Source organism: Phycicoccus jejuensis (assembly GCF_000720925.1).
GTDB classification, from domain to species: domain Bacteria; phylum Actinomycetota; class Actinomycetes; order Actinomycetales; family Dermatophilaceae; genus Phycicoccus; species Phycicoccus jejuensis.
In genome coordinates this window covers 437,727-461,894 of sequence record NZ_JOEE01000001.1, presented here as the reverse complement: position 1 = coordinate 461,894, position 24,168 = coordinate 437,727, and the positions used below count along the sequence as shown (strand labels likewise).

General features: G+C 74.1%; 24 protein-coding genes. 13 read left to right on the top strand and 11 right to left on the bottom strand.

Features of this window, described 5'->3' with window-relative positions:
- Nucleotide 1 precedes the first annotated feature (1 nt).
- Together IG69_RS0102185 and IG69_RS0102180 are read left to right on the top strand one after the other, a co-directional pair.
- Nucleotides 2-382, top strand: coding sequence for a DUF485 domain-containing protein (locus tag IG69_RS0102185; protein WP_030526547.1), 381 nt, complete (start codon nt 2-4; stop codon nt 380-382).
- Nucleotides 379-1,911, top strand: a complete 1,533-nt coding sequence (locus tag IG69_RS0102180; RefSeq protein WP_030526546.1) for a sodium/solute symporter — start codon at nt 379-381, stop codon at nt 1,909-1,911. The genes IG69_RS0102185 and IG69_RS0102180 overlap by 4 nt, the downstream gene beginning before the upstream one ends.
- Before the next feature lie 93 nt (nt 1,912-2,004).
- On the opposite strand, the gene IG69_RS0102175 is transcribed toward IG69_RS0102180, so the two are convergent.
- Both IG69_RS0102175 and tdh read right to left on the bottom strand, forming a co-directional pair.
- Nucleotides 2,005-3,198 carry a glycine C-acetyltransferase gene (locus tag IG69_RS0102175; protein ID WP_030526545.1) on the bottom strand — a complete coding sequence of 398 codons (1,194 nt, stop codon included), beginning with the start codon at nt 3,196-3,198 and terminating at the stop codon, nt 2,005-2,007.
- A 73-nt stretch (nt 3,199-3,271) separates the two neighbouring features.
- Nucleotides 3,272-4,312 (bottom strand): L-threonine 3-dehydrogenase, encoded by a 1,041-nt coding sequence (gene tdh / locus IG69_RS0102170; RefSeq protein WP_030526544.1) that lies wholly within the window; start codon nt 4,310-4,312, stop codon nt 3,272-3,274.
- 212 nt (nt 4,313-4,524) lie between these two features.
- Between tdh and IG69_RS0102165 the strand changes: the two genes are divergently transcribed.
- The 3 genes from IG69_RS0102165 (at nt 4,525) to IG69_RS0102155 (ending at nt 7,266) form a co-directional block, all read left to right on the top strand.
- Complete coding sequence (locus IG69_RS0102165; RefSeq protein ID WP_030526543.1) at nt 4,525-4,863, top strand: DUF485 domain-containing protein; 339 nt, start codon at nt 4,525-4,527, stop codon at nt 4,861-4,863.
- Between the two features lie 2 nt (nt 4,864-4,865).
- A complete protein-coding gene (locus IG69_RS0102160; RefSeq protein ID WP_051750052.1) occupies nt 4,866-6,515 on the top strand; it encodes a solute symporter family protein in 1,650 nt (549 codons plus the stop codon).
- Between the two features lie 178 nt (nt 6,516-6,693).
- Nucleotides 6,694-7,266 carry an AMIN-like domain-containing (lipo)protein gene (locus IG69_RS0102155; protein WP_030526541.1) on the top strand — a complete coding sequence of 191 codons (573 nt, stop codon included), beginning with the start codon at nt 6,694-6,696 and terminating at the stop codon, nt 7,264-7,266.
- A 91-nt stretch (nt 7,267-7,357) separates the two neighbouring features.
- Here the strand turns inward: IG69_RS0102155 and IG69_RS0102150 are convergent, their stop codons facing one another.
- Together IG69_RS0102150 and IG69_RS0102145 are read right to left on the bottom strand one after the other, a co-directional pair.
- Nucleotides 7,358-8,263, bottom strand: coding sequence for a phenylalanine 4-monooxygenase (locus IG69_RS0102150; RefSeq protein ID WP_245616057.1), 906 nt, complete (start codon nt 8,261-8,263; stop codon nt 7,358-7,360).
- Between the two features lie 212 nt (nt 8,264-8,475).
- Entirely contained in the window at nt 8,476-8,904 is a 429-nt protein-coding gene (locus IG69_RS0102145) for a hypothetical protein (protein WP_030526539.1), read from the bottom strand.
- A 282-nt stretch (nt 8,905-9,186) separates the two neighbouring features.
- On the opposite strand from IG69_RS0102145, the gene acs reads away from it, so the two are divergent.
- From acs to IG69_RS0102130, 3 genes are all read left to right on the top strand, one after another.
- On the top strand, nt 9,187-11,154 hold the full coding sequence (gene acs, locus IG69_RS0102140) for an acetate--CoA ligase (RefSeq protein WP_030526538.1): 1,968 nt from the start codon (nt 9,187-9,189) through the stop codon (nt 11,152-11,154).
- Between the two features lie 221 nt (nt 11,155-11,375).
- Nucleotides 11,376-12,743, top strand: a complete 1,368-nt coding sequence (gene nhaA, locus IG69_RS0102135; RefSeq protein ID WP_030526537.1) for a Na+/H+ antiporter NhaA — start codon at nt 11,376-11,378, stop codon at nt 12,741-12,743.
- A 48-nt stretch (nt 12,744-12,791) separates the two neighbouring features.
- Nucleotides 12,792-13,181 (top strand): phage holin family protein, encoded by a 390-nt coding sequence (locus tag IG69_RS0102130; RefSeq protein ID WP_030526536.1) that lies wholly within the window; start codon nt 12,792-12,794, stop codon nt 13,179-13,181.
- A gap of 16 nt (nt 13,182-13,197) precedes the next feature.
- Here the strand turns inward: IG69_RS0102130 and IG69_RS0102125 are convergent, their stop codons facing one another.
- Nucleotides 13,198-14,409 carry a MarP family serine protease gene (locus IG69_RS0102125; RefSeq protein WP_030526535.1) on the bottom strand — a complete coding sequence of 404 codons (1,212 nt, stop codon included), beginning with the start codon at nt 14,407-14,409 and terminating at the stop codon, nt 13,198-13,200.
- Nucleotides 14,406-15,101, bottom strand: coding sequence for an NUDIX hydrolase (locus IG69_RS0102120; protein ID WP_425414790.1), 696 nt, complete (start codon nt 15,099-15,101; stop codon nt 14,406-14,408). The genes IG69_RS0102125 and IG69_RS0102120 overlap by 4 nt, the downstream gene beginning before the upstream one ends.
- 181 nt (nt 15,102-15,282) lie before the next feature.
- On the opposite strand from IG69_RS0102120, the gene IG69_RS0102115 reads away from it, so the two are divergent.
- Nucleotides 15,283-17,004: a thiamine pyrophosphate-dependent enzyme gene (locus tag IG69_RS0102115; protein ID WP_030526533.1), complete on the top strand. Its 1,722-nt coding sequence runs from the start codon at nt 15,283-15,285 to the stop codon at nt 17,002-17,004.
- 3 nt (nt 17,005-17,007) lie between these two features.
- On the opposite strand, the gene nth is transcribed toward IG69_RS0102115, so the two are convergent.
- Entirely contained in the window at nt 17,008-17,796 is a 789-nt protein-coding gene (gene nth, locus IG69_RS0102110) for an endonuclease III (protein ID WP_030526532.1), read from the bottom strand.
- Nucleotides 17,797-17,910: 114 nt separating this feature from the next.
- On the opposite strand from nth, the gene IG69_RS0102105 reads away from it, so the two are divergent.
- Nucleotides 17,911-18,588, top strand: coding sequence for a Crp/Fnr family transcriptional regulator (locus IG69_RS0102105; RefSeq protein ID WP_030526531.1), 678 nt, complete (start codon nt 17,911-17,913; stop codon nt 18,586-18,588).
- Nucleotides 18,589-18,740: 152 nt separating this feature from the next.
- Here IG69_RS0102105 and IG69_RS0102100 read toward each other — a convergent pair whose 3' ends face one another.
- The 4 genes from IG69_RS0102100 to sp36 all read right to left on the bottom strand — a co-directional run bounded on the left by IG69_RS0102100 (nt 18,741) and on the right by sp36 (nt 21,000).
- A complete protein-coding gene (locus IG69_RS0102100) occupies nt 18,741-19,577 on the bottom strand; it encodes an MBL fold metallo-hydrolase (protein WP_030526530.1) in 837 nt (278 codons plus the stop codon).
- 95 nt (nt 19,578-19,672) lie between these two features.
- A complete protein-coding gene (locus IG69_RS20780) occupies nt 19,673-20,380 on the bottom strand; it encodes an NUDIX hydrolase (protein ID WP_051750048.1) in 708 nt (235 codons plus the stop codon).
- On the bottom strand, nt 20,373-20,846 hold the full coding sequence (locus tag IG69_RS0102090) for a RidA family protein (RefSeq protein WP_030526528.1): 474 nt from the start codon (nt 20,844-20,846) through the stop codon (nt 20,373-20,375). The genes IG69_RS20780 and IG69_RS0102090 overlap by 8 nt, the downstream gene beginning before the upstream one ends.
- A gap of 1 nt (nt 20,847) precedes the next feature.
- Nucleotides 20,848-21,000, bottom strand: a complete 153-nt coding sequence (sp36, locus tag IG69_RS21955) for a Sp36 family protein (protein ID WP_157577275.1) — start codon at nt 20,998-21,000, stop codon at nt 20,848-20,850.
- 47 nt (nt 21,001-21,047) lie between these two features.
- Between sp36 and IG69_RS0102080 the strand changes: the two genes are divergently transcribed.
- From IG69_RS0102080 to bagB, 3 genes are read left to right on the top strand one after another with little or no spacing between them, the layout of a single operon-like run.
- On the top strand, nt 21,048-21,836 hold the full coding sequence (locus IG69_RS0102080; protein WP_051750046.1) for an alpha/beta hydrolase family protein: 789 nt from the start codon (nt 21,048-21,050) through the stop codon (nt 21,834-21,836).
- Nucleotides 21,837-21,866: 30 nt separating this feature from the next.
- Nucleotides 21,867-22,880 carry an ATPase BagA gene (gene bagA, locus IG69_RS0102075; protein ID WP_036828671.1) on the top strand — a complete coding sequence of 338 codons (1,014 nt, stop codon included), beginning with the start codon at nt 21,867-21,869 and terminating at the stop codon, nt 22,878-22,880.
- Nucleotides 22,880-24,055, top strand: a complete 1,176-nt coding sequence (gene bagB / locus IG69_RS0102070) for an ArsA family ATPase (protein WP_030526525.1) — start codon at nt 22,880-22,882, stop codon at nt 24,053-24,055. The genes bagA and bagB overlap by 1 nt, the downstream gene beginning before the upstream one ends.
- Nucleotides 24,056-24,168: the final 113 nt, after the last annotated feature.

Sequence of the window (24,168 nt, the reverse complement as noted above, 5' to 3'; positions counted from 1 at the left end):
GGTGAGCACGCCCGCGCAGCCCCCGCCGCGGGTGCGGGTCACGAGCTCGCGCCGCGGCGCCGCCCCGCTGCGCCCGCGTCCGCCGGCCCGCGACATCGACGAGCAGACCGAGCTCGGCGACGTCTACCTCGAGGGCCTGATGCGGGCGCAGCTGCGCCTCTCGCTGGCCGTCCTCGCGATCACGGTCGCGGGGCTGACCGCCCTCCCCGTCGTCCTCCTGCTCGTGCCCGCGACCCGGGGGGTGACCGTGGTCGGGGTCCCCTTCGCGTGGCTCGTGCTCGGCGTGGCCGTCTACCCGGCGGCCTGGGTGCTGGCCCGTTGGTACACCCGGCAGAGCGAGCGCGTCGAGTCGGACTTCGTCGACGTCGTCGAGGACCCGTGAGCCAGCCGCTGTCGCTCGCCGCGGTCGTCGCGGTGTGCCTGACGACCCTCGCCGTCGGCGGCCTCGGGCTGCGCCTCTCGCGCCGCACGAGCGACTTCTACGTCGCGGGCCGCACCGTGTCGCCGCGCCTCAACGCCTCGGCCATCGGCGGCGAGTACCTGTCGGCGGCGAGCTTCCTCGGCGTCGCCGGCCTCGTCTACGGGGGCGGGGTCGACCTGCTCTGGCTGCCGGTCGGGTACACGCTCGGCTACCTCGTGCTCCTCGTGATGGTCGCCGCCCCGATGCGCCGCTCCGGTGCGTACACGCTGCCCGACTTCGCCGAGGCGCGGCTGGGGTCCAAGGCGATCCGCCGCGTCTCGTCCGTCCTCGTGCTCGCCATCGGGTGGCTCTACCTCGTGCCGCAGTTCCAGGGCGCGAGCCTGACGCTCACCCTCGTCACCGGCGCCCCCGAGTGGGTCGGCGGGCTCGTCGTCATGGTCGTCATCGCCGCGGCCGTCGGCGCCGGCGGGATGCGCTCGATCACCTTCGTCCAGGCCGTGCAGTACTGGGTCAAGCTGACCGCGCTCGCGGTGCCGGCGTTCGTCCTGCTGCTCCTGTGGTTCCGCGACGGCCACCCCGCGCCGGTCGTCCCGCCGGAGTGGAGCATCCCCCTCACGCCGTCCGGCCCCGAGGACCACCCGGTCTACCGCAACGCCTCGACCGTCCTCGCGCTCTGCCTCGGGACGATGGGCCTGCCGCACGTGCTCGTCCGCTACTACACCAACCCCGACGGTGTCGGCGCGCGCCGCACGACCGTCACGGTCATCGCCCTGCTCGGCACCTTCTACCTCATCCCCCCGGTCTACGGGATGCTCGGCCGGGTCGCCTTCCCCTCGCTGCCGGACGGGATGCGCTCGGACTCGGTCGTGCTCCGGCTGCCCGGAGAGCTCGTCGGCGGCCTCGGCGGCGACCTCCTCACCGCGATGCTCGCCGGTGGCGCCTTCGCGGCGTTCCTGTCGACGGCCTCCGGCCTCGCGATGTCGGTGACCGGCGTCATCGACCAGGAGCTGCTGCGCCCCCGGCTCGCGCGGTTCACCGGCGGCGACGCCCCCGGCGTCCGTGGCTTCCGGTTCGCCGCCGTCGTCGGCGTGGTCGTCCCCTACGTCGTCAGCCGGGTGGCCGAGCCGCTCGGTGTCGCGACGACGGTCGGGCTCGCGTTCGCCGTGGCCGCCGCGACCTTCGCCCCGCTCATCATGCTCGGGGTCTGGTGGCGGCGGCTGTCGACGACCGGCGCGCTGGCCGGGCTGCTCGTCGGCGGCGGCGCCACCGTCGCGGCGCTCGCGCTGACGATGACGACGAGCCACCTCGGCGGGTGGCCCGCCGCGCTGCTCGCGAACCCGGCCCTGTGGGCGGTGCCGCTGGCCTTCGCGACGGCCGTGCTCGTGTCGTACGCGACGCCCGGGCGCGTCCCGGCCTCGACGACGCGTGTGCTCGTGCGGCTGCACACGCCCGAGCGGGTCCGGTTGGCGCGCAGCCGCGTCCGCGACTGACCCACCGCGGACCCCACCGCGAACGTGTGTGAAATCGCCGGGGACCACCGGCGGTTTCACACGCGTTCGCGGGAGGTGGAGCCGGCCGAGCGGTCAGGCGACGGCGTCGCGGCCGGCCACGAAGGCCTCCACGCAGCGCCGCACGTCGGCCTCCGAGTGCGCCGCCGAGAGCTGGACGCGGATGCGCGCCTTGCCCCGCGGGACGACCGGGAAGCTGAACGCGATGACGTACACGCCGTTCGCGAGCATGTGGTCGGCGATCTGGGTGGCCTGGCGCGCGCCGTCGTCGCCGGGGAACATCACGGGGACGATCGGGTGGCTGCCCGGCAGGAGGTCGAAACCGGCCTCGACCATCAGCTCACGGAAGAGGGCTGCGTTGCGCCGCAGCGTCTCCCGCGCGTCGTCGGACGAGGCCACGAGGTCCAGCGCGGCGAGCGAGCCCGCGACGACCGCCGGCGCGACGGAGTTGGAGAACAGGTACGGGCGCGAGCGCTGGCGCAGCAGCTCGACGACCTCGCGGTGGCTCGCGACGTAGCCGCCGGACGCGCCGCCGAGGGCCTTGCCGAGCGTGCCCGTGAGGATGTCGACGCGGTCGCGCACGCCGAACAGCTCGGGGGTGCCGCCGCCGTGCTGCCCGACGAAGCCCACGGCGTGGCTGTCGTCGACGAGGACCATCGCCTCGAACTCCTCGGCGAGGTCGCAGATCTCGTCGAGCGGCGCGTACGAGCCGTCCATCGAGAAGACGCCGTCGGTGACGACGCACACGCGGCGGGCGCCGGCCTCGCGCGCGGCGACGAGCTGGGCGCGCAGGTCGGCCATGTCGGCGTTCTTGTAGCGGTAGCGAGCGGCCTTCGACAGGCGCACGCCGTCGATGATCGAGGCGTGGTTGAGCTCGTCGGAGACGATCGCGTCCTCGGCGCCGAAGAGCACCTCGAAGACACCGCCGTTGGCGTCGAAGCATGAGCTGTAGAGGATCGTCGCCTCGGTGCCGAGGAACTCCGAGAGGCGGCGCTCGAGCTCGGTGTGCTGCGTCTGGGTGCCGCAGATGAAGCGGACCGAGGCCATCCCGAAGCCCCACGTGTCGAGGGCGGCCTTGGAGGCGCCGACGACGGCCTCGTGGTCGGCCAGGCCGAGGTAGTTGTTGGCGCAGAAGTTGAGCGACTCCCCCGCGGTCGTCCCGACGTGCGCCGACTGCGGCGTCGTGATCTCGCGCTCGCGCTTGGTGAGCCCGGCGTCCTCGATCTCCTGCAGCGTCGCCTGCAGCTGGTCCTTGACAGCGCCGTACACGGGTGGCTCCTCACGAGTCGGGGTCGGGGCGGGCGTCGGGGTGGCCGACCGATCCAGCCTAGGCCCGCCGGCGTCAGGACCAGTCGAGGACGACCTTGCCGCCGGTGCCCGAGCGGGTCTCGGCGAAGGCGGCCTCCCAGTCCTCGGCGGCGTGCCGGCCGGTGACGACGGACGACACCGCCGAGCGCAGCCGCTCCGACGTCGCGAGCATCGAGCCCATGAGGTACCAGGTCTCGAACATCTCGCGGCCGTAGATCCCGCGCAGCGTGATCATGTGCGTGATGACCCGGCCCCAGTCGATGGCGTAGCGGTCCTTCGGCAGCCCGAGCAGCGCGACCTTGCCGCCGTGGTTCATGTTGTCGAGCATCTCCTCGACGGCCACCGGCGACCCGGACATCTCCAGCCCGATGTCGAAGCCCTCGAGCATCCCCAGCTCCGCCTGCGCCGCGCGCAGCGACCCGCCGCGGCCGACGTTGACCCCGAGGTCGGCGCCGGCGGCCTCGGCGAGCGCGAGCCGCTCGTCGGACAGGTCCGTGACGACGATGCGCCGCGCGCCGGCGTGCCGGGCGACGGCGGTGGCCATCACGCCGATCGGGCCGGCCCCGGTGACGACGACGTCCTCGCCGACGACCGGCCACTGCAGCGCCGTGTGGACGGCGTTGCCGAGCGGGTCGAAGAGCGCACCGAGGTCGGGGTCGAGGTCGGCCGGCTGCACCCAGGCGTTCGTCGCGGGGATGACCACGTAGTCGGCGAACGCGCCGTCGCGGTTGACCCCGACACCGACGGTGTTGATGCACAGGTGCCGGCGGCCGGCGCGGCAGTTGCGGCACGTGCCGCAGACGAGGTGCCCCTCGCCGGAGACACGGTCGCCGACGGCCACGTGGTCGACGTCGGCGCCGACCTCGACGACCTCCCCGAAGAACTCGTGCCCGAGGGTCATCGGCGCCCGCACGGTCGCGGCGGCCCACTCGTCCCACTGCTCGAGGTGGAGGTCGGTGCCGCACAGGCCCGCCCGCAGCACCCGGATCTTGACGTCCTTCGGGCCGCACTCGGGCTCCGGCACGTCGACCAGCGACAGCCCCGGACCGGCGGAGACCTTCCTCAGCGCACGCACGGCGCCCATCATGCCGGGGCGACCGCTCGTCGCACCACGCGGCCCGTTCGGCGCACTGTGACCCACCGCACACCGCGGTCGGCGCCCCGCCCACCGACGCGCGGCGCCGCCCGCCGAGGGACCCGGCGCGGGGTCTCGCCAGCGCACCCCCGGGGCGCCCACCCTTGGGGCGTTCCGGGCAGAGCCGCTCGGACCCGACCCTGGAGGTGACCGTGAGCAACGAAGCTCGCACGCAGGCCGAGGACCCGTACCTCGCCCTGCAGACCACGTCGGAGTTCCAGGAGCTGCGCCGCAAGTTCCGGGGCTTCGTGTTCCCGATGACGGCGTTCTTCCTCGCCTGGTACTTCCTCTACGTCCTGCTGTCGATCTTCGCCCCGGGCTTCATGGGCACCAAGGTCGCCGGCAACATCACGATCGGCCTGCTCTTCGGCCTCGGCCAGTTCGTGACGACCTTCGCGATCACGATCATCTACTCGCGCTGGGCCACCCGTGAGTTCGACCCGGCCGCCGACGCCCTCGGCGCGCGCCTCGACGCGGACAAGGGGCACTGACCATGGCGCTCACCCTCCCGATGGCCGACGCGGCCACGACGGTCGGCTCGCCGGCCCTCAACATCGGCATCTTCGCGGCCTTCGTCGTCGTCACGCTCGTCATCGTCATCCGCGTCGCCGCGGGCAAGAAGACGGCCGAGCAGTACTACACCGCCGCCGGCGCCTTCAACGGCCGCCAGAACGGCATCGCCATCGCCGGCGACTACCTGTCGGCGGCGTCCTTCCTCGGCATCGCCGGCGCCATCGCCCTCCAGGGCTACGACGGCTTCCTGTACTCGATCGGCTTCCTCGTCGCGTGGCTCGTCGCGCTCCTGCTCGTCGCCGAGCTGCTGCGCAACACCGGCCGCTTCACGATGGCCGACGTCCTCAGCTACCGCCTCAAGCAGCGCCCGGTCCGCATCGCGACCGCCATCTCGGTCATCGCGGTGTCGTTCTTCTACCTGCTCGCGCAGATGGCCGGCGCCGGCGGCCTCGTGTCGCTGCTGCTCGGCATCTCGGGCGAGCTCGCGCAGGACCTCGTCATCGCGATCGTCGGCATCATCATGATCGCGTACGTCCTCATCGGCGGGATGAAGGGCACGACCTGGGTGCAGATCATCAAGGCGCTCCTGCTCATCGCGGGCACCTTCGTCATCACGGTCTGGGTGCTCGGCAAGTACTCGTTCAACATCAGCTCGCTCTTCCAGGCCGCGGCCGACAACTCCCCCAAGGCCGGCGAGAAGCTCTTCGAGCCGGGCCTGAAGTACGGCAAGAACCTCACGACGAAGATCGACTTCATCTCGCTGTCGATGGCGCTCGTGCTCGGCACCGCCGGCCTCCCGCACGTGCTCCAGCGCTTCTACACGGTCCCGACGAGCAAGCAGGCCCGCAAGTCGGTCGAGTGGGCCATCTGGCTCATCGGCGGCTTCTACCTGCTGACCCTCGTCGTCGGCTACGGCGCCGCCGCCCTCGTCGGCCCGACGGCCATCAACGCCGCCCCCGGCAAGGCCAACGCGGCCGCACCGCTCCTCGCCTACGAGCTCGGCGGCTCGGTGCTCCTCGGCATCATCTCGGGCGTCGCGTTCGCGACGATCCTCGCGGTCGTCGCCGGCCTGACCATCACCACCTCGGCGACCTTCGCCCACGACCTCTACAAGGAGGTCTTCAAGCGGGGCTCGGGCAGCCAGGAGCAGGAGGTGCGGGTCGCCCGCATCGCCGCCATCGTCATCGGCATCGTCGCCATCGTCGGCGGCATCTTCGCCAAGAGCCAGAACATCGCGTTCCTCGTGGCGCTGGCCTTCGCCGTCGCGGCGTCGGCCAACCTGCCGACGATCCTCTACTCGCTGTTCTGGAAGGGCTTCAACACCCGCGGCGCCCTGTTCTCCATCTACGGCGGCCTCATCAGCGCGATCGGCCTGATCATCTTCAGCCCGGTCGTCTCCGGCAAGCCGCCGCTGGAGCCGGGCGGGCCCAGCCAGTCGATGATCCAGAACACGGCGATCGACTTCCACTGGTTCCCGCTCGACAACCCGGGCCTGGTCTCCATCCCGCTCGCGTTCTTCCTCGGCTGGCTCGGCTCGGTGACGAGCAAGGAGCACAACGCCGCGAAGTACGCCGAGATGGAGGTCCGCTCCCTCACCGGCCACGGGGTCGGGGAGGCGATCGACCACTGACCGGTCGGGTCGGGGGACCGCCTCCCCCGACCCGACCCACCGGCAGCAGCGGCCGCGGGGCTGGAGAGCCCTCCGCGGTCGCTGCGTCGTGTCCGGGGGTGTTTGGCGCGCGGCGTCACCTCCCGGGTCTGGCGTGTCGCGTCCCGACCGGTGTATACCGGCGGTGAAGGAGGCCGTCATGTCCACGACCCGACCCACCCGCCGCCGCTCCTCCGCCACCGCCCGGGGCAGGGTCACGGTCCTCGCCGCGGCGCTCGCCGTCGCGGCTGCTCCCGCCCTCGTCTCCGCCGCCCCCGCCACGGCCCTGCCCACCGCTGCGAGCGCCTGCTCGACCGCGTGGGGGTCCCTGCCCAAGACCTCGGCCCCGCTCGCGACCGGACGCCTCACGGGGGTCCGCGCGGGGCACCACGCGTGCTATGACCGGCTCGTCGTGGACATGACAGGGGTCGCCCCCGGGTACGACGTGCGCTACGTGAGCAGCGTGCGCGCCGAGGGCTCGGGGGCCGTCGTGCCGGTCGCCGGCGGGGCGCGCCTGGCGGTCGTCGTCCGGAGGGGCGCCACCAGCGTGCCGGCGATGCCGACCGTCGCGGGCTACCCGACCTTCCGCCAGGTCCGGTGGGCCGGCACCTTCGAGGGGTACACGACGATCGGGCTCGGCGTGCGGGCCCGGCTGCCCTTCCGGGTCTTCACCCTCGAGGACACCACGACCCGCACGAGCCGTCTCGTCGTCGACGTCGCCCACGCCTGGTGAGCCGGCACCCTGTCGAGCGAACAGAACACGCCGCCGGCCCGGGGTGGCTGACGGCGCGTCCTGTTCGCTCGACGGGTGGAGCGCGTCCAGGTCAGACCGCGGCGGCGGCCTGCGCGCGCAGCCGGGCGGCGAGGTCGTCGTCGACCGTCTCGAAGAAGGTCCCGACGACGTCCTCGAGGTGATCGACGCTCTCGGCCCGGAACAGCACCGGCTGGTAGGCGGTGATGTCGTAGTTGAGCGTCCCCATCGCCACGAGCTCGAGCGGGCGGATGTCCATCGACCGGAACTCGTCCATCTCGCCGTAGCTGCTGAGGATGCCGGCGCCGTAGGCCTTGAGCTCGTCGCCGTCGGCCATGACGCCGAACTCCATCGAGAACCAGAAGACGTCGGCGACGAACTTGACGGCCTCGTCGGTCTCGAGGCGGGTCGTCGCCTCCCCGGCGGCCTGCGTCACCGCGGCGAAGCGGGGGCTCGCGAGCTGGTTCCCGTGGCCGACGACCTCGTGGAGGATGTCCGGCTCGGGCGTGTAGAGCGGCCGGCTGTCGTGGCGCAGGTACTGCGTCGAGCTGAACACCCGGCGGCCGAGGTCGCGGTAGAAGTCGCGCAGCGGGACCAGGCCCGGGGCGCACGTGTAGGACCAGCCCGTGAGCGGCAGGAGGCGCTCGGTCACCTCGTGCAGCTGCGGCACGTGGTCGACCGGCAGGTCGAGGGCGGCCTTGCCGCGGAGGAACTCCGGGTGGGCGTAGCGCTCGTGCTTGGGCGCGAGCTCGGTGCTCACGGTGCGCCAGACGGCGTGCTCGGCCTCGGTGTACCCGACCGTCGGGACGGGGTCCCCGGGGCGGTGCGCGAGCGACACGGCGGCGATCTCGCCCCGGCGCCGCAGGTAGGCCTCGTCGTGCAGCCCGGGGTGGTTGTCCGACAGGTGCACCCTGACGGTGCCGTCGTCCTCGGTCGTCACGGCCGAGTACAGCTGTCCTTCCTCGAACACCGCGCTCACCTCCTCGTGAGTGGTCGTGGCCTCGTGGGCCGGACCACCACGGAACCATGCGATCGCACAGAGCGGAACCGTTGACCGTCGTCCTGGGCAACGAGCGCACAGTTTCGTCACCCGGATCCGCGTGTCGCTGGTCAGGATGTCCAACCCAGCGACGGCGGACGAGTGTACAGCGGCCCGGGGAGAAGCTCTCCCCGGGCCTGTCGGACCGCTGGTCAGTAGCTCTTGGTCCGCCCCTCCACCAGCTCGTAGCTGATCGGGTACATGTCGATCCAGGCCGAGGCGAACGACGTGACGCCCTTGTCGTAGACCCACCCGGTACGGCAGTCGTGCTTGCCCTCCTGCACGGTGCACCGCTTGGTCACACCGTCGCTGTTGCGCTTGATGGCGGCTCCGGCTCCGTGGGTGGCTCCGGGGTGGGAGACGTAGATCTCGTGGACGTGGGCCCGCGCGGAGTGGCAGGCGACCGAGTACTCGAGGTCGACGTAGCCCACGGCCTTGCCGCCGTCGGTCTTGAGCACCTTGTGGTAGACGACGGTCGGCGACGAGCAGGTCGCGGCCCCGGCGGGCGCAGCGCCACCCACCGTCGCGACGGCGGCGGCGACGGCGACGGCGGCCGCCGAGGCCTTCGAGAACATGCGCATGTCTTCTCCTTCGTGGAGGGTCGGCCGCGCGACGCCTCCGGTCCGTCGAGCCAGTGGTGGGTGGACCTGCACGACCCGGGGCCGGATCCCCCCGGACCCCCGCGGCGCCGGTCGGTCCGGCGTCCGCGTCCGGTCTACCGGGCCCATCGGAGGGCCGCAACCGGAGCCCGCTCGGCGCGCCGCACGCCCCGCTGGACCGGTCCCTCCGGACGGACGGTTGCCTCGGTCGCCGTCGTCGGGTTGGCTGTGGCCGTACCCGCCACTCGACGACGAGGAGGACCCGTGACCGACGACAGCCTGTCGAGCCACCTGCACGAGCTGGACCTGAGCCCCGACCCGGCGTTCACCGCGCAGGCCAACGGCACCGCGGAGATGTACGACGAGGCCGCGGCCGACCACGAGGGCTTCTGGGCGCGGCAGGCGCGCGAGCGGGTCACCTGGGCGAAGGACTTCGACACCACGCTCGACTGGAGCGAGGCCCCCTTCGCGAAGTGGTTCGTCGGCGGCGAGCTCAACGTCGCGTACAACTGCGTCGACCGCCACGTCGAGGCCGGGAACGGCGACCGCGTCGCCATCCACTTCGAGGGCGAGCAGGGCGACACCCGCACCATCACCTACGCCGACCTCCAGCGCGAGGTGAGCAAGGCCGCCAACGCGCTGGCCTCGCTCGGCGTCTCGACGGGCGACCGCGTCGCGGTCTACATGCCGATGATCCCCGAGACCGTCTTCACGATGCTCGCCTGCGCGCGCCTCGGGGCCCCGCACTCGGTCATCTTCGGCGGCTTCTCGGCCGAGGCCCTGCACACCCGCATCGCCGACGCCGAGGCCAAGGTCGTCGTGACGACCGACGGCCAGTGGCGCCGCGGCAAGCCGGCGCCGCTCAAGGCCGCCGTCGACGCCGCCATCCACCACGGCGACGACGCCTCCCCCGTCGAGAAGGTGCTCGTCGTCAAGCGCACCGACACCGAGGTCGAGTGGGACGACGAGCGCGACGTCTGGTGGCACGACCTCGTCGAGGGCCAGCCCGACACGCACGAGGCGGCGCCGGTCGACAGCGAGCACCCGCTCTTCATCCTCTACACCTCGGGGACGACCGGGAAGCCGAAGGGCATCTTCCACACGACCGGCGGCTACCTCACCCAGGCCGCGTACACGAACGCCGTCGTCCACGACCTGCACCCCGAGACCGACGTCTACTGGTGCACCGCCGACGTCGGCTGGGTCACCGGCCACAGCTACATCGTCTACGGGCCGCTGGCCAACGGCGCGACCCAGGTGCTCTACGAGGGCACCCCCGACAGCCCGCACCAGGGCCGCTGGTGGGAGATCGTCGAGAAGTACAAGGTCTCGATCCTCTACACGGCGCCGACCGCGATCCGCACGTTCATGAAGTGGGGCACCGACATCCCCGCCAAGTACGACATGAGCTCGATCCGCGTCCTGGGCAGCGTCGGCGAGCCGATCAACCCCGAGGCGTGGCTCTGGTACCGCAAGCACGTCGGCGGCGACCGGGCGCCCATCGTCGACACGTGGTGGCAGACCGAGACCGGCGCGATCATGATCAGCCCCCTGCCCGGTGTCACGACGCTCGAGCCGGGCTCGGCGCAGCGGCCCATCCCGGGCATCTCGGCCGAGATCCTCGACGACGACGGCAACCCGTTCACCGAGGCCGAGAAGGTCGGCTACCTCGTCCTCACCAAGCCGTGGCCCTCGATGCTGCGCGGGATCTGGGGCGACCCGGAGCGCTACAAGGAGACGTACTGGTCGCGGTTCGGGCCGAAGTACTACTTCGCCGGCGACGGCGCCAAGTACGACGAGAAGGGCAACATCTGGCTGCTGGGACGCGTCGACGACGTCATGAACGTCTCCGGCCACCGCCTCTCGACCGCCGAGATCGAGTCGGCCCTCGTGTCGCACCCGTCGGTCGCGGAGGCCGCGGTCGTCGGCGCCGCCGACGAGACGACCGGCCAGGCGGTGTGCGCGTTCGTCATCCTCCGGGGCGGCGCGACGGACCACGGCGAGGAGACCGTCCAGGAGCTGCGCAACCACGTGGCGAAGGAGATCGGCCCGATCGCCAAGCCGCGCCAGGTGATGATCGTCCAGGAGCTGCCGAAGACGCGCTCAGGCAAGATCATGCGCCGCCTGCTCAAGGACGTCGCCGAGAACCGCGAGGTCGGGGACGTCACGACGCTCGCCGACAGCTCGGTGATGAACCTCATCAAGCAGGGGATGTCCTCCGGCTCCGACTGACACCGGACCCTCCCGACGGGGCGCCACCCACGGCGGGTGGCGCCCCGTCGCGCATCCGGCTCCGCGGCCCACGCCTCGACGGGCAGGCGTCCGGCTCGTGGCCGACCGGGAGGGCGGCCCGCGCCCCGGTAGACTCGGGAGCGGTGCGCCGGGAAGTCTGGTCGGCAACGACCTCGCCGCGCCCGCCCGCGGCCCCCGCCCCTCCGTCAGGAGCCGCCCCGATGACCTCCGCACCGCCCGGCCGCCGCCCCGAGGGCCACCGCCTCCTCTCCCGCCCCTCGACCTGGGCCGAGACCCAGTTCGTCGCCAACGCCCTGCGCACCGAGACCATCGGCGGGGCCGTCCTCCTCGGCGCCGCCGTCGTCGCGATCATCCTCGCCAACAGCCCCCTGAGCGACGCCTACTTCTCGCTGCGCGACACCGAGATCGGCACCGACTGGTTCCACCTGCGCCTCAGCCTCGGCCACTGGGCGGCCGACGGCCTGCTCGCGATCTTCTTCTTCGTCGCCGGGCTCGAGCTCAAGCGCGAGTTCCTCGTCGGCGACCTCCGCTCGCCCGCCAAGGCGGCCGTGCCGGTCGTCGCCGCGTTCTGCGGCGTCGCCGTCCCCGCCGTCGTCTTCGTCGGCGTCGTCACCCTCATGGGGGGCGAGGGGGACGCGCTGCAGGGCTGGGCCATCCCGACGGCCACCGACATCGCCTTCGCCCTCGCCGTGCTCGCCGTCATCGGCTCGCACCTGCCGTCCGGGCTGCGCTCGTTCCTGCTGACGCTCGCCGTCGTCGACGACCTCATCGCCATCACGATCATCGCGGTCTTCTACACCTCCGACCTCGACCCGATGATGCTCCTCCTCGGGCTCGTGCCGCTCGCCGCGTTCGCGGCCCTCGTCCAGCGCCGGATCGCGGCCTGGTGGCTGCTCGTGCCGCTCGCCGCGCTCACCTGGGCCTTCGTCCACGCCTCCGGCGTCCACGCCACCGTGGCCGGCGTCCTCCTCGGGCTGGTCGTCCCGGTCCGCCCGCGCAAGCGCGGGGTGCCCGCGGTCAGCACGCTGCCGGCCGACGCCGACGTCGCGCACCGCTTCGAGCACCGCATCCGCCCGCTGTCGGCCGGCGTCGCGGTGCCCGTGTTCGCGTTCTTCGCCTCCGGCGTGGCCGTGCTCGGCGGCGGCTTCGGCGAGACGCTGCGCGACCCGGTGGCCATCGGCGTCGTCGCCGGCCTCGTCGTCGGCAAGCTCGTCGGCGTCCTCGGGTCGACCTACCTCATGGCCCGGTTCACCCGCGCCCGGCTCGACGACGACCTCGCGTGGTCCGACATCGCCGGCCTCGCCATCCTCACCGGGGTCGGGTTCACGGTCTCGCTGCTCGTCGGCGAGCTCGCCTTCGGGGCCGGGTCCGCGCGCGACGAGCACGTCAAGCTCGGCATCCTCCTCGGGTCGCTCACCGCGGCCGCGCTCGCGTCGGTCATCCTCCGGCGGCGCAACGCCGTCTACCGGCGCATCCACGAGCAGGAGACCCGTGACGACGACGGCGACGGCGTGCCGGACTGCTTCCAGGAGGAGCACGCGGGCCCCGGCTCCACGAGCACTCGGTAAGGTCGGCACGTACCGATCCGCAGGACCCACGACACGAGCTGAGGACGCATGGCACCCGAGAGCACCGAGCGCACCATCGGACAGCTCGTCGCCGACGCGACGCACGACGTCCAGGGCATCGTCAAGGGCGAGATCGCCCTGGCCAAGGCCGAGGTCGCGCAGGGCGCCAAGAAGGTCGGCGTCGGGGCCGGGCTGCTCGCCGGGGCGGCGTTCGTCGGCCTGCTCGGGCTGGTCTTCCTCTTCCACACCCTCGCCCAGGTCCTCGCGATCTGGCTGCCCCTGTGGGCCGGCTACCTCATCGTCACGGTGCTGATGTTCGTCGTCGCCGGCGTGCTCGCCCTCCTCGGCAAGAATGCGCTGCAGAAGGCGAAGCCCGCGCCCGAGAAGGCCATCGCGCAGGGCAAGGAGACGGTGGCCGCGCTCAAGCACCGGGGCTGAGCGCCGGCCGGTCCGCTCAGGCCGCCCCGCGGCACTGGCCGGTCGAGACCGTCGGGTCGCCGACCGACGAGCCGCGCACGACGGGCGCGAGCTCCGAGTACGTCATCGCGTACCCGGTCTGCGGGTCGTCGAGCGAGGTCGCGAAGACCATCCCCACGACGTGGCCCTCGGGGTCGACCATCGGGCCGCCGGAGGCGCCGCGGCGGACCTCGGCCCGCAGGGAGTAGATCTGGCGGACCGTGCCGTCGCCGCCGTAGATGTCGCCGCCCTTCGCCTCGAGGACACTGCGGACCCGGGCCGGCCCGACCCAGAGGCCGTGGTCGCCGGGGAAGCCCGCGAGCACGGCGTCGTCGCCCCGGCCCAGCGCGTCACCGCGGGTCAGCGCGGGCGCGTCGAGCTTCGAGGTGACGACGACGGCGACGTCGCGGTCGGGGTCGAAGCGCACGACCCGGCCGGTCACCTCCGGGCCGGTGCCGCGCACGCTGAGCCGCACCGTCCGCGCCCCCGCGACGACGTGCGCGTTGGTGACGACGACCCCCGGCGAGAGCACCCACCCAGAGCCGACCTGGGTCTGTCCGCACCGCGGCGAGGAGGCCCGCACGTGGACGACCGAGCGCAGCGCCCGCGACACGGCGGCGTCCTCGACGAGCGCGCGGTCAGGCGCCTGCACCGAGGCGATCGGCTCGGGCCCCAGCCCCTCGAAGACGCGGGGGAAGCCGCCGCGGTCGAGGGCCTCGGTGAGGTCGTCGACGAGCGTCTGCGCCGAGCGGGGCACGACGACGTCGACCGTGCGCACGACAGCCGAGGATGCGATGGCGTTGCGCAGGCCCACCGGGCCGCTGACGCGTGCGGCCCCGGCGACCACCCAGACGACGAGGACGGACGCCACGAGCACCGCGACCGCGCCGAGGAGGTTGTCGACGAGCCGCAGCCCGGCCATCCCGATGACGGTGCGGACCCGCGAGGCGAGCAGGAGCATGAGCCACTGCCCGAGCGTCGCGGCGACGAGGACGATCCCGATGAGCAGGAGCGTCCCGGCCGGGCTGCCGAGGTCGATGCCGCCCCGGCCGTCGATCAGCCCCGGGGCGACCTTGACCGCGGCGAAGGCCCCGGCGAGCAGCCCGACGAGCCCGAGGACGGCGGCGACCAGCCCCTGGCGCCAGCCGCTCCAGGCGTAGGCGAGCAGGACGAGGGCGAGGACGACGTCGAGGACGGTCGAGCCGGTCACGGCGTGTCCTCGGTCTCCGGCGGGTCGGGGCGCTCCTCGGCCCCGCGCATCCACGGGGAGCGCACGCGGTCGGGCAGCGCCCGCTCGTGGGCGTGGTCCCACGGCCGGGTCAGGCCGGCGAGGTCGAGGAGGGTGTCGAGGAGCATCGCGGTGAAGCCCCAGACGAAGAGGCCGTCGACCTCGAACCCGGGGCCCCGATAGGGGCCGAAGACGGTGGTGAAGCGGTGGCGGGGGTCGAGCAGGTCCTCGACCGCCACGCGGTCGACGCGCGCGACCTCGGCGGTGTCGACGACCCCGACCGGCACCGGGCGCGGCCACCAGCCCAGGACCGGGGTCACGGCGTTGCCGCTCGGTGCCAGGTGCAGCGCCGGCAGGGCCGCGAGCACCTCGACACCCGCCGGCTCGAGACCGACCTCCTCCTGCGCCTCGCGCAGGGCCGCGCCGACCGGGCCGTCGTCACCGGGGTCCATCCGGCCGCCGGGGAAGGAGACCTGCCCCGGGTGCGAGCGCAGCGTGTGCGCGCGCTCGGTGAGGACGACGTCGGTGCGCCCGTCGGGGCCGGGGCCGAAGAGCACGAGGACCGCCGAGGACCGGGCACCCTCCGGGGGCGCCGGGTGCTCGGCGAACCAGGGGTGGGCCGCGACGTCCGCCCGGGTGGCGAGCCGCCTCAGCCACACGGGTGCGGAGGTCATGGGCGTCATCGTAGGCACGCCGGATGTGCGTGACCCGGGAGTCCGCCGGGAGCGCCCGGGCGCGGGCACGGCCGGCCCGGCGGTGTCGCGGGCGGCCGCGCGGGGTAGCGCTGCGGTGACGGGCCGGGCACCGCCCCGCGCGGCGCCCGGTCCACACCCATCCGCCACCGGGAGGACCCCCATGAGCACCGTCGCCGAGCACATCGTCACCGCCCTCGCCGAGCACGGCGTCACGCACGTCTGGGGTGTCGTCGGCGACGCCCTCAACCCGCTGACCGACGCCATCCGCCGGGAGGAGCGGGTCGAGTGGGTGGGCGTGCGGCACGAGGAGGTGGGCGCCTTCGCGGCGAGCGCCCAGGCGCAGCTCGGCGCCCCGCTGGGCGTCGTCATGGGCACGGTCGGGCCGGGCTCGGTCCACCTGCTCAACGGTCTCTACGACGCGAAGAAGTCGCACGCGCCGGTGCTCGCGATCTGCGGCCAGGTGCCGTCGGGCGACATCGGCACCGACTTCTTCCAGGAGGTCGACAACGACGTCCTGTTCTCGGACGTCGCGGTGTGGGCCCGCACGCTCACCTCCGTCGAGCAGCTGCCGCACGTCCTCGAGCAGGGCGTCAACGCGGCGCTCGCGCAGGGCGGCGTCGCGGTCCTCACGATCCCCGGGGACGTCGGTGACCTCGAGCTGCCGCAGGACACCCCGCTCCCTCGCTTCGCCCCGGCCGGGGTGCCCGCCCCGGCGCCCGAGGTGCAGGTCGCCGCCGTCGCCGAGCTGCTGGCGGGCGACGCCGAGGTCACGCTGCTCGTCGGGCACGGCGCCCTCGGCGCGCGCGAGGAGGTCCTCGAGCTCGCCGAACGCCTCGCGGCCCCGATGGTCCTCACCCTCAAGGCCAAGGAGGGGCTCGAGCGCGACAACCCCTACGAGGTCGGCCAGTCCGGGCTCATCGGCAACCCGGCCGCCGCGCACGCGATGGACTCCTGCGACGTCCTCGTGCTCGTCGGCAGCGACTTCCCCTACCGCGACTGGTACCCGAGCGGGAAGACCGTCGTGCAGCTCGACGTGCGCGGCTCGCACATCGGGCGGCGCGTGCCCGTCGACCTCGCGCTCGTCGGCGACGCCGCGGGGACGCTGCGGGCCCTGCTGCCCCGCCTCGCCCCGCGCACGGACCGCGGCCACCTCGACGCGGCGCGACGCGAGTACGAGCAGTGGCACGAGCGGCAGCGCTCGCTGCTCGACCCGGGCCACGACCGGCGCCTGCTCGGCCGGGTTCGTGCGGTCTTCGACAACCCGGACACCCGGATCCGGCCCGAGGCCGTCGCCGCCGCGGTCGACCGGCACGCCGCCGACGACGCCGTCCTCACCGCCGACACCGGCATGTCGACGGCCTGGGTCGCGCGCCACGTGACGATGCGCGGCACCCGCCGCCTCGTCGGGTCCTTCAACCTCGGGTCGATGGCCAACGCGGTGCCGATGGCCCTCGGCGCGTCGGCACTCGACCGCGACCGCCAGGTCGTCGCGATGGCCGGCGACGGCGGCCTGATGATGCTGCTCGGCGACCTGCGCACGGCCGTCACCTACCGGCTGCCGGTCACCGTCGTCGTCTTCGACAACGGGCGGCTCGGGATGGTCAAGCTCGAGCAGGAGCAGGGCGGCCTGCCCGAGTTCGGCACCGAGCTGGACAACCCCGACCTCGCCGCGGTGGCCACGGCGGTGGGCCTGACCGCGCGGCGGGTCGAGGACCCCGCCGACCTCGACGACGCCGTGCGATGGGCGCTCGGGCACGACGGGCCGACGCTCCTCGACGTCGTCACCAACCCCGACGAGGTCGCGGTGCCGCCGAAGCCGACCGTCTCGCAGGGCTGGGGCTTCGCCATCGCGAAGACGAAGGAGGCGTTCGAGAGCCGGTGAGGGTCAGGCGTCGTCGGGCAGAGGGCCCGGTGGCGGGTCGGGCAGGACGGCGCCCGGGGCCAGCTCGAACTTGAGGAGCTTCGCGGCCTTCTCGGGGTCGGTCTCGCCCTCGCCGTACGCGGGGCACCACCGGGTGACCGGGCAGGCGCCGCACGCCGGCTTGCGCGCGAAGCAGGTGCGCCGGCCGTGGAAGATGACGACGTGGCTGAGCATCGTCCAGTCGCTCTTCGGGATGATCGCGGCGACGTCGGCCTCGACCTTGACCGGGTCGGTCTCCTGCGTCCAGCCCCACCGCCGGACGAGGCGGCCGAAGTGCGTGTCGACGGTGATGCCGGGGACACCGAAGGCGTTGCCCAGCACGACGTTCGCCGTCTTGCGGCCGACCCCCGGGAGCGTCACGAGGTCCTCGAGCCGGCCGGGGACCTCGCCCCCGTACCTCTCGACGACGGCCTGGGCGAGGGTGATGACCGAGTTGGTCTTGGCCCGGAAGAAGCCGGTGGGCCGCAGGACGGCCTCCATCTCGGCCCGGTCGGCCGCCGCGAGCGCCTCGGCGGTGGGCCAGCGCGAGAAGAGGGTCGGCGTCACCGTGTTGACCATGACGTCGGTGGTCTGCGCGGAGAGGACGGTGGCCACGAGCAGCTGCAGCGGCGTCTCGAAGTCGAGCTCGCAGTGGGCGTAGGGGTACCGGTCCAGCAGAGCGCGGTACGTGCGGCGGGCACGGCGGGTGCGGGCCACCGGCGACTCGTCACCGGTGGCCGCGCGGCGGACGGCGGGCGAGGGGCGGACGGGCACGGCGACAGCCTAGGGCCGGGCCCCGACAGACCACCCGTGGCGACCGGTCCGGGCGCTGCCCGGGGGCCGCGACCACCCGGCCCTCTACCTGCCCGTTCTGGCACACTGTGCGACGTGGACCACGACGTCGTGCGCAAAGCCCCGCTCCTGTCCCCCCTCGACGACGGTGCGGCGGAGGGGCTCATCGCGCAGATGAACCACTCGCGGCTCGAGCGCGGCGACGTCCTCTTCCACGAGGGCGACCAGGGCGACCGGCTGTACGTCATCGGCGAGGGCAAGATCAAGCTCGGGCGCACGAGCACCGACGGCCGCGAGAACCTCCTGGCCATCCTCGGCCCCGGCGAGATGTTCGGCGAGCTCTCGCTCTTCGACCCCGGGCCCCGCACGGCCACCGCGACCGCCGTCGCCGAGACCCAGCTGCTCTCGATGGGCCACGAGCAGCTCAAGGACTTCCTCCACGAGCGCCCCGGTGTCGCGCTCACCCTGCTCAGCGCGCTGGCCCGCCGGCTGCGCCGCACCAACGACGTCCTCGCCGACCTCGTCTTCACCGACGTCCCCGGCCGCGTCGCCAAGGCCCTGCTCGACCTCGCCAAGCGCTTCGGCCGCCCGGTCGAGGAGGGTGTCATGGTCTCGCACGACCTCACCCAGGAGGAGCTCGCGCAGCTCGTCGGCGCCTCCCGCGAGACGGTCAACAAGGCGCTCGCCGACTTCGCCTCGCGCGGGTGGCTGCGCCTCGAGGCGCGCGCCGTCCTCCTCATGGACGTCGAGCGCCTGCGCCGCCGCGCCCGCTGACCCGCCTCACCCCCTCGCCCCACACCGGGGCGCCGCCCGACCTCGCCCCACCCGTCACGCGCGTATCGGGTCACCCGATACGGGCGCGCTCCACCCCGGAACGGTTCCCGGGTGAAGCGCAGGCGTATCGGGTCACCCGATACGCGTGGGGTTCACCAGGGGATGCCCAGGTGGTCCAGCTGCGCGCGGATGGACATCCGCGCGGCCGGCCACACGTCCGGTGACACCTCGGCGTAGACGCGCCGCAGCACGCCCTCGACCGGGTCCGCCTCGGCCGCCGCGCCGTCGCGCAGCGCCTGCCGGACCTGCTCGAGCCGCTGCGCGCGGTGCGTCCGGTAGAACGCCACCATCGCCGCGGCGTCCGGGACGAGCGGGCCGTGCCCGGGGAGGATGCGCGTCACGTCGCCGTCCCCGGTGAGCGCGGCGATCCGCTCGAGCGACGCGAGGTACGCGTCCAGCTCGCCGTCGGGGTGCGCGACCACGGTCGTCCCGCGGCCGAGCACCGTGTCGCCGGTCAGCAGCGCGTGGTCGGCCGGCAGGGCGAACGACAGCGAGTCGGCGGTGTGCCCCGGCGTCGCGACGACGCGCAGCTCGAGGCCGCCGACCGCGAGCACGTCCCCGTCGCCGAGGTCGTCGTGGCCGGCGCCGACCGCCCGCGTCGGGGCACCGGACAGCTCGGCGAAGCGCGGGGCGGCCTGGGCGTGGTCGTGGTGGCCGTGGGTGAGGACGGTCAGCGCGACGCGCGCCCCGCGGGAGGCCACGAGGTCGAGGACCGCGCGCAGGTGCTCGTCACCGAGCGGCCCGGGGTCGACGACGACGGCCTCGCTCGAGCCGGGCTCGAGCAGCACCCAGGTGTTCGTGCCGTCGAGGGTCATCGGGCCGGGGTTGGGCGCGAGGACGCAGTGCGCCCGCTCGCCCACCGCTCCCCCGTCCCACGGGTCCCGCACCGAGGCCGGCGGCTGCGCGGGGGACGATGACGACGGGGTCATCCGCCCACCCTAGGCCCGCCTTCTCCCCGTGGCCTGCGCTGCTGCGGGTGCGGTCGCACGCGGACCCGCGCAGGTCGCGGGGAGGACGGACGGGGTCAGAGCGAGGTGACGAGGACGAGCGTGCCGTCCGGGTCCTGCTCGAGCACCGGCACGACGCGGCGGATGTCGGGGCGGTCGGCGAGGAACGCGGCCGCGGAGTCGAAGCGCTCCAGCGCCTCGAGGGCCCAGACCTGCGGCGGCATCATCCGCACCTCGCCCCGCCCGGCGCGCTGCAGCAGGACCGACGCGCGGGCCCAGCCGCCGCCGTCGCTCTCGCCGCTCGTCTCGCGGGCCTCCTGCCCCTCCGGCATGCCGGCGGCGAGGATCCACGTGTCGTAGCGCCGGGGCTCGAACGCCGGCGTGACCCAGTGGCCGCGGCCGCGCAGCGCCGCGACCTCGACCCGCACGCCGCACTCCTCCTCGACCTCGCGGACGGCGGCCGCCGCGAAGGGCGCGGCCTCCGCCGGCGTCACGCCGAGGTGCGCGGCGAGGTCGGCGAGCCCGGGGGTCGCGGGGTCGAGCCCGGCGTCGGCGGGGTCGACGCGCCCGCCGGGGAAGACGACCATCGACGGCGCGAAGGCCATCGTGGCCACGCGCCGCTGGACGTAGACCTCCGGCCCGGCGTCGGTGTCGCGCACGAGCATCACCGTCGCGGACGGCCGCGGCTCGGGCCCGTCGCCGGACCCCGCCTCGACCCAGGCGCGGGCCAGGTCGAGCAGGCCGGCGTCGCGCACCGGGCGGCGCAGGACGGTCGGCTCAGTCACGGACGTGGGCGATGACCTCGACCTCGACCGGGGCACCGAGCGGCAGCGCCGCGACCCCCACGGCCGAGCGGGCGTGGACCCCGGCGTCGCCGAAGACCTTGCCGAACAGCTCGCTCGCGCCGTTGACGACACCGGGCTGACCGGTGAACGACGGGTCGGAGGCGACGAAGCCGGTGACCTTGACGATGCGCTCGACGCGGTCGAGGTCGCCGACGACCGAGCGGATCGCCGCGATGGCGTTGAGCGCGCAGACGGCCGCGAGCTCGGCCGCCTTCTCGGGCGTCACGAGGCCCACGAGCTCGCCGACCTGGCCGGTCGCGGGCAGCACGCCCTCGACGAACGGCACCTGCCCCGAGACGTAGACCCGCGAGCCGTCGAGCACCGCCGGGACGTACGCCGCGAGCGGCGGCACGACCTCGGGGAGGGTGAGGCCCAGCTCGGCGAGGCGGCCCTCGACGGCACCCACGTCAGGCCTTCGCGCGCTTGAGGTAGGCGACGAGGTTGCCCTCGGGCATCGCGAGGACCTGGACGAGCTCCCAGCCGTCCTCACCCCACTGGTCGAGGATCTGCTTCGTCGCGTGGACGATGAGCGGCACGGTCGCGTACTCCCACTTCTGCATGCGCGCCACCCTAACCGCGGGGCCGGTCCGCGGCTACGGTGGCCGTGATGAGCGACGACGTCATGAGCCGACCCGCCCGCCAGCCCGACCGCACCGAGGTGACCGGGCCGGAGCAGACCGACGTCTACGACGTGTTCGAGCCCGACCCGCACCGGGCCCGCGGCTACACCGTCGCCCTCGTCCACGGCGGCTTCTGGCGACCCACCCACGACCGCACCCACCTCGGCCCCCTGGCCGAGGCGCTGTCGCGCGACGGCTTCCACGTCGTCAACCTCGAGTACCCGCGGATCGGGATGCCGGGCGGCGGCTGGCCCGGCACCGCCGACGCGCTGCTCGCGAACCTCGTGGCTGCCCACGCCGACACCGACCTGCCCGACGCCGTCGTGCTCGTCGGGCACTCGGCGGGCGGCCACCTCGTGACGTGGCTCGCCTCCGAGGACCGCGTCCCCGACCTCCTCGGCGCCGTCGCGCTCGGGCCGGTCGCGGACCTCGCGACGGCCGACCGGCTGCACCTCGGCGACGACGCCGCCCGCGCCTTCCTCGGCGGCTCGCCCGACGAGGTCCCCGACGCCTGGGCCGCCGCGGACCCCGGCCGTCAGCGCCTCACCGCCCCGGTCGCGCTCGTCAGCGGCGAGCACGACGACGTCGTCCCCCCCGAGGTCGCCGAGGCCTACGCCGCGACCCGCACCGAGGACGACGCGAAGGCCACGACCGCCCTGGCCCGCGGCGCTGACCACTTCGACCTCGTCGACCCCGAGCACCCCGCGTACCTCCTGCTGCTCGCCGAGGTCGAGGAGCTCACCCTCGGCCGCGGCGGCCCGCACCACCCGGCCTGAGGGCCCGGCGGCCCGATCTAGGCTGGCGGCATGGCCGCCCCTCCTCTCGCGCGCGTCCTCGACGGTGTCCGGCTGCACGTCGTCACCGGCAAGGGCGGTGTCGGCAAGACGACGGTCGCCAGCGCGCTCGGGCTCGCCCTGGCCCGGCAGGGTCGGCGCGTCCTCCTCGTCGAGGTCGAGAACCGGCAGGGCATCAGCCAGACCTTCGGGGTGCCACCGCTCGGCACCGACGAGGTCCGCCTGGTCCAGGACCCCTCGGGCGGCGAGCTCTGGGGGCTGTCGGTCGAGGCCAAGGCCGCGCTGCTCGAGTACCTCCAGACGTTCTACAAGCTCGGTCGCGCGGGTGGGGCGCTCGAGCGGATGGGCGTCGTCGACTTCGCGACGACGATCGCCCCGGGTGTGCGCGACGTCCTCCTGACCGGCAAGGTGTACGAGGCGGTGGGCCGCACGACGGGAGGGAAGCGCGGCCAGGGCGCCCACGCCTGGGACGCCGTCGTCCTCGACGCCCCGCCGACCGGCCGCGTCGGCCGCTTCCTCGGGGTCAACGAGCAGGTGGCGGGCCTGGCGCGGATGGGTCCCATCCACCAGCAGGCCGAGTCGATCACCCGGATGCTCCGCAGCCGCCGCAGCCTCGTCCACGTCGTGACCCTCCTCGAGGAGATGCCGGTGCAGGAGACCGCCGACGCCGTCGCCGAGCTGTCGGCGGCCGGCTTCGGCCTCGGCGCCGTCGTCGTCAACCAGGTCCGCGAGCCGCTCCTGCCGGACGCCCTCATCGCCCGGCTGGCGCAGGACCCGGCCGGCCTCGAGGAGCAGGTGCGCGCCGACCTCGCGGCCGTCGGCGTCCGGTCCGGCGCCCGGACGGTCGGGGGGCTGCTCGCCGAGGCGGCCGACCACGCCGCCCGCGTGGCGCTCGAGCACGAGCTCGGTGGCGAGGTCCGCGGGCTGGGGCTGCCGACCGTGACCCTCCCGGCGCTGACGACGGGCACCGACGACGGCGGGGTGGGCGTCCTCGCCGACGAGCTGCACGAGCAGGGGGTCGGCTGATGGCCCCGCGCACCCCCGCCGACGCCTTCGACGTCGACGCCCTCCTCGCCGACCCCACCACCGGCATCGTCGTCTGCTGCGGCAGCGGCGGCGTGGGCAAGACGACGACCGCCGCGGCGCTCGGCGTGCGCGCCGCCGAGGCCGGCCGGCGGGTCGTCGTGCTCACCATCGACCCCGCACGGCGGCTCGCGCAGTCGCTCGGCCTGACGGCCCTCGACAACACCCCGCGCCCGGTCGAGGGCGTCGGCGCCGAGGCGGGCGGCTCGCTCGACGCGATGATGCTCGACATGAAACGGACCTTCGACGAGGTCGTGCTCGCGCACTCGACCCCCGAGAAGGCGCAGCAGATCCTCGACAACCCCTTCTACCAGGCGGTCTCCAGCTCGTTCGCGGGCACGCAGGAGTACATGGCGATGGAGAAGCTGGGCCAGCTGCGCGCGCAGGCCGACGCCGACGGCACGTGGGACCTCGTGGTCGTCGACACCCCGCCGTCGCGCTCGGCCCTGGACTTCCTCGACGCCCCGAAGCGCCTCGGCTCCTTCCTCGACGGCCGCTTCATCCGCCTGCTCATGGCCCCCGCGAAGGCCGGCGGGCGGGCCTACCTCAAGGTGTTCTCGGTCGGCGCCAACCTCGCCGCGGCCACCCTCTCGAAGGTCCTCGGCGGGCAGTTCCTCAGCGACGTGCAGACCTTCGTCGCGGCGCTCGACACGATGTTCGGCGGCTTCCGCGAGCGCGCCGACGTCACGTACGCCCTGCTCAAGGAGCCCTCGACGGCGTTCGTCGTCGTCGCCGCCCCCGAGCGCGACGCGCTGCGCGAGGCCGCCTACTTCGTCGAGCGCCTCGAGGCGGAGTCGATGCCGCTCGCCGGTGTCGTCGTCAACCGGATGCAGCAGCTCGCCGCGCCGGGCCTCAGCGGGTCACGGGCGACGGCCGCGGCCGAGCAGCTCGAGGACCGCGCGGACGACGCGGACGCGGTGGGCCCGAGCACGGGGCCGACGCCGGCGCTCCTGCGGCTGCACGCCACGCTGGCCGAGGTCGCGGCGCGCCACGAGGCCCGGGTGCGGCGGTTCGTCGCGACCCACCCCGGCGTGCCGGTGCGCACGGTGCCGGCGGCCGCGACCGACATCCACGACCTCGACGGCCTGCGCGAGGTCGGCGCCGCGCTCGGCGGCTGAGGCCGGGACCCCCGGCCCGGAGGCCGGTCCCCGGACGCCCCTGGACACCCCCGGACGCACAAGGGCCCCGGGGAGCCGACCGGTGCCCGTGACTGCAGGGGGTGCCACGGGCG